This window comes from Nostoc sp. NOS(2021) (genome assembly GCF_017115025.1).
In the GTDB taxonomy this organism is placed as follows: Bacteria; Cyanobacteriota; Cyanobacteriia; order Cyanobacteriales; family Nostocaceae; genus Nostoc.
The window spans coordinates 50,107-57,785 of sequence record NZ_JABXKM010000239.1 but is presented as its reverse complement, the minus strand read 5'-3'; the positions used below and the strand labels follow the sequence as shown (position 1 = coordinate 57,785).

8 protein-coding genes are annotated in these 7,679 nt (G+C 43.7%); all 8 read left to right on the top strand.

The features are described 5' to 3' along the window. Window positions 1–89 precede the first annotated feature (89 nt). The 8 genes from HWQ41_RS25325 (at window position 90) to ctaD (ending at window position 7,586) form a co-directional block, all read left to right on the top strand. Window positions 90–803 carry a 2OG-Fe(II) oxygenase gene (locus tag HWQ41_RS25325; protein WP_292769183.1) on the top strand — a complete coding sequence of 238 codons (714 nt, stop codon included), beginning with the start codon at window positions 90–92 and terminating at the stop codon, window positions 801–803. 122 nt (window positions 804–925) lie between these two features. Continuing rightward, complete coding sequence (locus HWQ41_RS25320) at window positions 926–1,747, top strand: NADPH-dependent oxidoreductase (RefSeq protein WP_292769181.1); 822 nt, start codon at window positions 926–928, stop codon at window positions 1,745–1,747. A 563-nt stretch (window positions 1,748–2,310) separates the two neighbouring features. Continuing rightward, window positions 2,311–2,544 carry a hypothetical protein gene (locus HWQ41_RS25315; protein WP_292769178.1) on the top strand — a complete coding sequence of 78 codons (234 nt, stop codon included), beginning with the start codon at window positions 2,311–2,313 and terminating at the stop codon, window positions 2,542–2,544. 160 nt (window positions 2,545–2,704) lie between these two features. Beyond that, window positions 2,705–3,205, top strand: coding sequence for a phosphate-starvation-inducible PsiE family protein (locus HWQ41_RS25310; protein ID WP_292769190.1), 501 nt, complete (start codon window positions 2,705–2,707; stop codon window positions 3,203–3,205). 606 nt (window positions 3,206–3,811) lie between these two features. Beyond that, entirely contained in the window at window positions 3,812–4,312 is a 501-nt protein-coding gene (locus HWQ41_RS25305) for a DUF2231 domain-containing protein (RefSeq protein ID WP_292769187.1), read from the top strand. Continuing rightward, window positions 4,309–4,926: a DUF2231 domain-containing protein gene (locus HWQ41_RS25300; RefSeq protein ID WP_292769174.1), complete on the top strand. Its 618-nt coding sequence runs from the start codon at window positions 4,309–4,311 to the stop codon at window positions 4,924–4,926. Before HWQ41_RS25305 ends, HWQ41_RS25300 begins: the two co-directional genes overlap by 4 nt. 45 nt (window positions 4,927–4,971) lie before the next feature. Next, the gene (locus HWQ41_RS25295) at window positions 4,972–5,886 is read left to right on the top strand and encodes a cytochrome c oxidase subunit II (protein WP_292769171.1); all 915 of its coding nucleotides are present in this window, start codon (window positions 4,972–4,974) and stop codon (window positions 5,884–5,886) included. 14 nt (window positions 5,887–5,900) lie between these two features. Continuing rightward, window positions 5,901–7,586 (top strand): cytochrome c oxidase subunit I, encoded by a 1,686-nt coding sequence (gene ctaD / locus HWQ41_RS25290; protein ID WP_292769169.1) that lies wholly within the window; start codon window positions 5,901–5,903, stop codon window positions 7,584–7,586. The last annotated feature ends 93 nt before the right edge of the window (window positions 7,587–7,679 follow it).

Sequence of the window (7,679 nt, the reverse complement as noted above, 5' to 3'; positions counted from 1 at the left end):
CCCCAGTCCCCAAGTCCCCAGTCCCTCAATGCCACTTGATATCCAGGGTAATCATGATTGGTTAATTCTACTAAAGCGTTTTTTCTACCATGCTTAATTTTGATTCCATTCGTGCCACAGCAATGCAAAAAGTCCCATATAATTGGGCTTTGATCAAAAACCTGCTTTCACCAGAAGCAAGCTTAGAACTAACTGCAAGTTTTCCCCACGAAGAGTTTCGCCTGTCGGAGGGAGAGGGATACGGATACTCCTGGGGAAAGATGCTTGCAACTAGCGAGGATATTTCCTTGATGCTCAAATCTAGTGATAATCGCTGGCGAGAGCGGATGGCACAAGGCAGACTTACTTATGACTTGAGACACCTCAGTAAAGTCTGGCGACAGTTGATAGAAGGACTGTGGACAGATTCTTACCGCGCAGCAATAGCCGAAATGTCTGGTTTGGAACTAAAGGACTGTCTAATGGATATTGGATTTCGCCGATACAACTTAGGACAGCTGCATCACCCTCATACAGACGAGCCGAACAAAGTTTTAACTCATCTGCTATTTTTCAATCAACAATGGTCTGTAGACTGGGGAGGCTGTTTGCGAATTCTCAAAGACTCCCAGCCGGAATCTGCCTTCCAAGATATTCTACCCCTTAGTGATTCATCAGTTGCGATCGCGCGTTCTGACAATTCTTGGCATATGGTAACTCCGCTTACTTGCCCTGTATCTGAGTCTCGGCTAGCTTTACGAGTTGCTTTTTTTCGGAATGGTCGCCTAACTTCAGATTTCGGAGAAACCCAGTTAGCTGCCTAGTAGTCAAGTATTTTCTCTCTACTTCTATCAGAAAATCAGCCTCCTGATTTTCTGGTTCTTCCTTCTCGTCGTTGGTAATCCCTCTGAAATCGTAAAAAAGTGTTCAGGTTGAAAAGTTGACTATGACCAATCCTACAGAACTACTGCGATCGCGCTACGGTGAGATTCCCTTCAATTACGAAATTGACTGGAATGACTCTCTACAAACACTACTATCTCACCGTTCAGTTCGGTCTTATCTATCTGACCCGTTACCACCAGGAACCCTGGAATGGCTAGTTGCAGCTGCTCAATCTGCTGCTAGTTCAGCTAATTTGCAAACTTGGAGTGTAGTAGCGGTTGAAGATCAAGAGCGCAAAGCAGAATTATGCAAGCTGTCTAATAACCAAGTATGGGTTAACCAGGCTCCTGTATTTTTAATTTGGTTAGCAGATTTAGGTCGGATGGCTCATATTGCTGACAGTCGCGGACTACCTCATGTGGCTCTGGATTACATAGAACTGTTGTTTAAAGCAATAGTCGATGCCTCGGTGGCAGCGCAAAATGCCACTCTAGCCGCTGAATCTATTGGTTTGGGAACGGTATATATTGGCGCAATCCGCAATAACACGCAAGAGGTAGCAACACTACTAAATTTGCCACCTTTTGTGTTCCCCGTATTTGGATTGTGTGTGGGTTATCCCAATCCTGAGGTACAACCTGCTATTAAGCCACGTTTACCGCAGTCAGCTGTATTGCACCGGGAAATCTATAAATTGGTAGAACAAGATGAGGCGATCGCTCACTACAACGATATCATGAAGGAATTCTACACTGAACAAAAGATGAATGCTGCTGTTGATTGGTCGCAAAACTCAGCCGAGCGGATCGCAACTTTAGACTATTTAAAAGGATGCAAAAACTTACGTGAAACTCTCAACAACTTCGGCTTAAAGTTGCTATAAAAGGAGTTGGCAGCCAGAAGACACAGAGAACTCTAAGCATCCACCGTACCCCTAGTAGAGAGCAAGCTACGCGCAGTAGGGACTAAAGAATAACTTCTGATGTCTGCACCAAAGCTTCTGACGCTTAAAGACTTGTTACCGCTTCACTAAAGACTCAAAGGGTGCATCCCAGTCTTAAAAGATAATTTCAGTGCGTAAGTCCTAAGGAATAAATAGACCCGCTAACTCTCCAGATCCAGCAATTCTCCTGCTTTAAACCCTTGTACTAAATTGGGGAATCTGAAGGCATTTAAGCAGTAGACCTCTTGCAAAAGTCAAAAAATCAGGAATGTCATTCTGAGCAAAACGCAGTGGAGAGAAGAATCTCACTACTCTGTTTCGCTCCGCTCAACATGACAATTTAAATTTATGCAAGAGGTCTAGTCAATAAGCGAACGATTTAATGGGTATTCCAGCAAGCTTTCTCTTTCAAAAAAGGGCTGACCTGTAAGAATCGCTCTTTGACTGAGAATTGCTGATCAAAAATGTAGAATTAACCCGCGAAACAAAAGGAGCTTCAAACAATGAATAATCTATCTACCAAAGACCTCAACAAACTACGCTCTCAAAGCAAAATAATTGTTAATCGAGTGGAGATTTTCATAGAAACTTACTTATCAGAAACCTCCCTTGATGAGAATCTGATTAACGAAACATTAGGAGAGATCATCAAGGCTGCGAATAACTTAACAACCGCAGCATCCAAGATGAAAACTGCCGAAACCGCACATAACCTCAACGTCAACGGTTCAAAATAATTTAAAAGGGCTGAGTTGAACCCCATAGCTAAATAATGGGGATTGAATACAGTTCCGTTAGCGGATAGCTAGGGTTTAGCCCGTGCTGAGTAATCGATCCTAGATACTCAGCACTATTTAAGTTATGGAAATAAATGAATCTAGACTGTTAGGAAAGACGATGCTAAAAGGGCTAACTTTAAACTTAAATAACTGGTTACAAAGAAATACAATTGTACGTAACCTGGAGTTTTTTCAAGACTTTATTATCATTTCTCTCTGCCTTGGTTTATTCTGTGTGATGCTCATCCGACTGGGAGATATGTTCTTCTCCTTTTTGAGTCCATTAGATTTACGGCAAGTAACATCTGATATCCTGTTCATTTTGATTTTGGTAGAGTTATTCCGCCTGTTAATTGATCATATACAACAACAACGGACATCCGTGGCAGCAGCAGTAGAGATTACTATGGTTTCTGCTTTAAGAGAAGTGATTTTACGCGGTGTTCTTGAAATTCCCCGTGACCAAATTTTTGGAATCGCAGTATTTTTAGTAGTATTAGCGGGAATTCTTGTGGCTTTACCTTGGGTATCTAACTTTTTTGAGCAGGTCAGAATTCCTCACACTGAAACAAAAGAAAAAACGCAATTATTGGCTGATAATCCTCTAGTTCATGATTAATTGTAATCAAAAATACTGTTTGAAAAATAGTTAGCGATCGCAAGTAATTTTGCCAGATGTATGATATTCTTTATATATGGAGATAGAAAATCAAAAACACAAAAATCTTCAAAAAATAAGGCATACTTAAAGCTCACCAATTTTATTTATGACCTTGCTCTATGCAAAATTTATCTTAAAGGTATGGTTTTTGTATCTCGCTAGCTCATAACCTTAGAAGTGAGGTTGATTCAGTCAAACATCTCTGGTAAGCGTTCAGGCAAGAATAAACGCTTTCAGATGAGCTATGCAGCCTGAAATGCATTTTCAGTATTTTTCCACTCAAGCCCCTATTTCTTGCCTATCAACCTTCAATGGCACTGCATGGGCGTAATAATGTCCAAACCCTATTTGGTGGGGTGCATCAGATTCCAAGGCTTCTAACTATCAAAATGAAGCTGCTCTGTATAAATAATTCTCATAATGAGAATAAGTGCTGTTATTTGGATAGATTTTAAGTCCAAACAAAGTCGTTATAGAAGTCAAAAGGTTGTGACTTTTAAGGGTTAGAAGTTACTTTGTTGCTACTAAATATTAACTTCTAGCTAATAGATGGATCAGAACGCAATGCTTAATTACTTTACATCTTTGAACGACCACAATTTACCCTACCCAGATACAATTCATCCCATCGTTGTCCACTTCGTAATTGCGATGGTGTTGTTTGCCTTTGCCTGCGATGTAGTTGGTTATTTCACTGGTAACGCTCGTCTTTTTGAGGTCAGTTGGTGGAATATGTGTGTCGCTGCGATCGCCATCTTTGTTGCCGTTATCTTTGGTCAGTTTGAAGCTGGCTTGGCAAAACCTTACGATGCTGTTAAAGCAGTGCTGAATTTGCATACGTTGATTGGTTGGTCGCTTTCGGGAATGATCACAGCGATTACAGCTTGGCGTTATGTACTTCGTACACGCAACCCTGACAAATTACCGATTCATTACATGATAGTGGGGCTATTTGTAATCCTAATAGTTGGCTTCCAAGTATATCTCGGAGATGAACTTGTTTGGGTATATGGACTACATACAGTGCCAGTTGTTGAAGCAGTAAAAAATGCTATTTTGCCATGAACTCGGAACTAATTGACCAATTAAGTACACAACTAGGTAGTAACGGACTACCTTACACCATTCCTATTCATCCCAACTTAGTCCATCTCACTCTGGGCTTGTTCATCATTGGGATAACCTTCGATATCGTTGGCGTGCTGTTTCCCTTGGAAATATGGGTCTTCAAATATTTTGCGATTACTGTCAAACGTGCCAACTTCTTTGATGTTGGCTGGTATAACATGGTCGCTTCCAGCATCATCACTTTTTTCACTGTGGCAGCAGGCTTTTACGAAATGCTTTTAGCAGCACCACCTACTGATGTCAAGAGTGCCTGGGGATTACAGGCAATGCAAACCATGATTTGGCATGGTATAGGTGGAGTCTTTTTATTAGCGCTGATTGTTGGGATGACCATTTGGAGAGGATGCCAGCGCTATATCTGGGACAAACAGGCATATAAACAGACAGATAGAGAAGTGCAGTGGATCTATCTGTTCGCAGGCATAGCAATCATGTTCATTATGTTCGTCCACGGCACACTAGGAGCGCAACTAGCCACCGAATTTGGCGTACACAATACAGCAGATAATTTGCTGCGATTGGGCCAAGACCTGAACACAACACTCAAATAAGTGTTAGTCATTTGCCCAATGCCCAATGCCCAATAACCAATAACCATGAAAATCCAGAAGATTTTAAATATTTTGACGCCGCTTACAGGCGCGATCGCAGTGACTGCTATCAGTCTTTGGATCGGTAAACAGGCTTACTCCTGGCTTCCCCCTCAAGCAGCGGCCGAATCCCAACTAATTGATGATTTGATTAGCTTCTTAGTAACCCTCGGTGCCTTCATCTTCTTGGGAGTAACAAGTACTCTGATGTATTCTGTGATCTTCCATCGGGCTGTCAAAGATGACTTCACTGACGGCCCCCCAATTGATGGTAATGTCACCTTGGAAGTCGTCTGGACAGCAATCCCAATTCTCTTGGTGTTTTGGATTGCAGGTTATAGCTACCAAGTCTACGAGCAAATGGGGATTCAAGGGCCGATGGAACTTGTTCATTTGCATAACCCGATGGGGATGGAATCGGCATTCGCAGCACCACAAGAGGACTTAGCGGAACCTGTTGAAAAGATTGATGTTCTAGCTAAACAATGGGCTTGGGTGTTCCATTACCCTGAGAAAAATATTACCAGTAGTGAGTTGCATTTGCCTAGCGATCGCCGCGTGCGTTTGGCACTGCAATCACAAGACGTTCTCCACGGCTTCTACATTCCGGCATTCCGCCTCAAGCAAGATATTATTCCCAACCATGCGATCGACTTTGAATTTACCCCCATCCGTGCGGGTAAATATCGGCTTACCGATTCCCAATATAGTGGCACATACTTTGCCACCATGCAGGCGAATGTAGTCGTCGAATCACCAGAGGATTATCACCAGTGGTTAGCCAAAGCCGCAACCCAAAAACCATCTCCCGCCAATAATCAAGCAAATTCTGAGTATGCCCAAGCAGCCAGTAAATCAGTCAAAACTGGTTGGGTAACTGTTGCACCTGCGGCACCTCCTTTGGTCAATTATCCCGGTTGAAAGGAAATTCAGCGATGACAAATATCCCAATCCAAGGCATTCTCCCTAGTGAGAAGCCGCACCACGAAACGACCAAGGGCTGGAAAGAATACTTCAGTTTTAGTACAGACCACAAAGTTATTGGTATCCAGTACCTCGTTACTTCTTTCTTCTTCCTTCTCATCGGCGGTATTTTCGCAATGGTGATTCGGGGAGAACTGTTAACACCCGAATCAGATTTAGTCGATCGCACCGTCTATAACGGGATGTTCACTATGCACGGCACTATAATGCTGTTTTTGTGGACATTTCCCTCCCTAGTTGGTTTTGCTAACTATCTCGTGCCTTTAATGATTGGGGCGCGAGATATGGCATTTCCCCGCCTCAACGCCGTTGCCTTTTGGATGGTGCCTGTGGTGGGAATTCTTTTGATGGGTAGCTTTTTGGTTCCTGGAGGCCCAGCCCAAGCAGGTTGGTGGTCTTATCCACCAGTTAGTCTCCAAAATCCCACAGGTAACTTGATTAATGGGCAAGTTGTCTGGCTGTTGGCGGTGGCAATATCCGGTGTGTCCTCGATTATGGGGGCAGTCAACTTTGTCACCACCATTGTCAAGATGCGGGCCCCAGGCATGGGCTTCTTCCGAATGCCGTTGTTTGTCTGGGCAGTATTTAGCGCCCAAATCATCCAACTTTTCGGACTACCTGCACTAACAGCAGGTGCGGTGATGTTGCTACTTGACCTCACAGTTGGCACGAGCTTTTTTGACCCCAGCAAGGGTGGGAATCCAGTAATGTTTCAACACTACTTTTGGTTCTACTCCCACCCTGCCGTTTACGTGATCATTCTGCCGATTTTCGGGATTTTCTCAGAAATTTTTCCTGTCTATTCCCGCAAACCCCTATTTGGCTATAAAGTAGTTGCCGTTTCATCCATTTTGATTGCGATCGTCAGCGGTATTGTTTGGGTACACCACATGTATGTCAGCGGTACACCTGGTTGGATGCGGTTGATTTTCATGCTGACAACGATGTGTGTATCTGTACCCACGGGTATTAAAGTATTTGCTTGGGTAGCGACTATTTGGGGAGGTAAGCTGCGGCTGAATACAGCGATGCTATTCGCCTTGGGTGGATTGGTAATGTTTGTCTTCGCCGGCATCACAGGTATCATGCTTTCTTCTGTGCCTGTTGATGTTCACGTCAACAATACCTATTTTGTAGTCGGTCACTTCCACTATGTCCTTTACGGCACAGTGACGATGGGCTTATTTGCTGCCATCTACCACTGGTTCCCCAAGATGACTGGGCGGATGTACTCCGAAAGCTGGGGTAAATTGCACTTCTGGCTGGCATTCATCGGCACCAACATCAACTTTTTGCCTATGCACCCCTTGGGATTACAAGGGATGTTACGCCGAGTTGCTTCCTACGCCCCGGAGTATCAATTCTGGAATATTATTGCTAGCCTCGGCGGATTTTTGTTGGGAATGTCAACTTTGCCCTTCATTTTCAACATGGTGATTTCTTGGATGCAAGGCGAGAAAGCACCTGACAATCCTTGGCGGGCAATTGGATTAGAGTGGATGGTTTCTTCTCCACCCCCAGTAGAGAACTTTGAAGAAATTCCCATCATCATCTCTCAACCCTACGGCTACGGTAAGTCTGAACCATTGACGGCTAACCTTTCCTGTGAAACGGCAAACATAGCCACTCAACATTGACAAGCGCAGACGGGAGCAAAGAATCGGGAAGACGCAGAAATCCTCCGCGTACCTCTGCACTTCCCTGCGCTATCTGGTGCGTTTCAAATTCAA

Bases quoted from the DNA above. Each gene is read 5' to 3' on its own strand.
- HWQ41_RS25305 (WP_292769187.1), top strand. From the start codon at position 3,812: ATGCTTAATTACTTTACATCTTTGAACGACCACAATTTACCCTACCCA.
- HWQ41_RS25300 (WP_292769174.1), top strand. From the start codon at position 4,309: ATGAACTCGGAACTAATTGACCAATTAAGTACACAACTAGGTAGTAAC.
- HWQ41_RS25310 (WP_292769190.1), top strand. From the start codon at position 2,705: ATGCTAAAAGGGCTAACTTTAAACTTAAATAACTGGTTACAAAGAAAT.
- HWQ41_RS25325 (WP_292769183.1), top strand. From the start codon at position 90: ATGCTTAATTTTGATTCCATTCGTGCCACAGCAATGCAAAAAGTCCCA.
- HWQ41_RS25295 (WP_292769171.1), top strand. From the start codon at position 4,972: ATGAAAATCCAGAAGATTTTAAATATTTTGACGCCGCTTACAGGCGCG.
- HWQ41_RS25315 (WP_292769178.1), top strand. From the start codon at position 2,311: ATGAATAATCTATCTACCAAAGACCTCAACAAACTACGCTCTCAAAGC.
- ctaD (WP_292769169.1), top strand. From the start codon at position 5,901: ATGACAAATATCCCAATCCAAGGCATTCTCCCTAGTGAGAAGCCGCAC.
- HWQ41_RS25320 (WP_292769181.1), top strand. From the start codon at position 926: ATGACCAATCCTACAGAACTACTGCGATCGCGCTACGGTGAGATTCCC.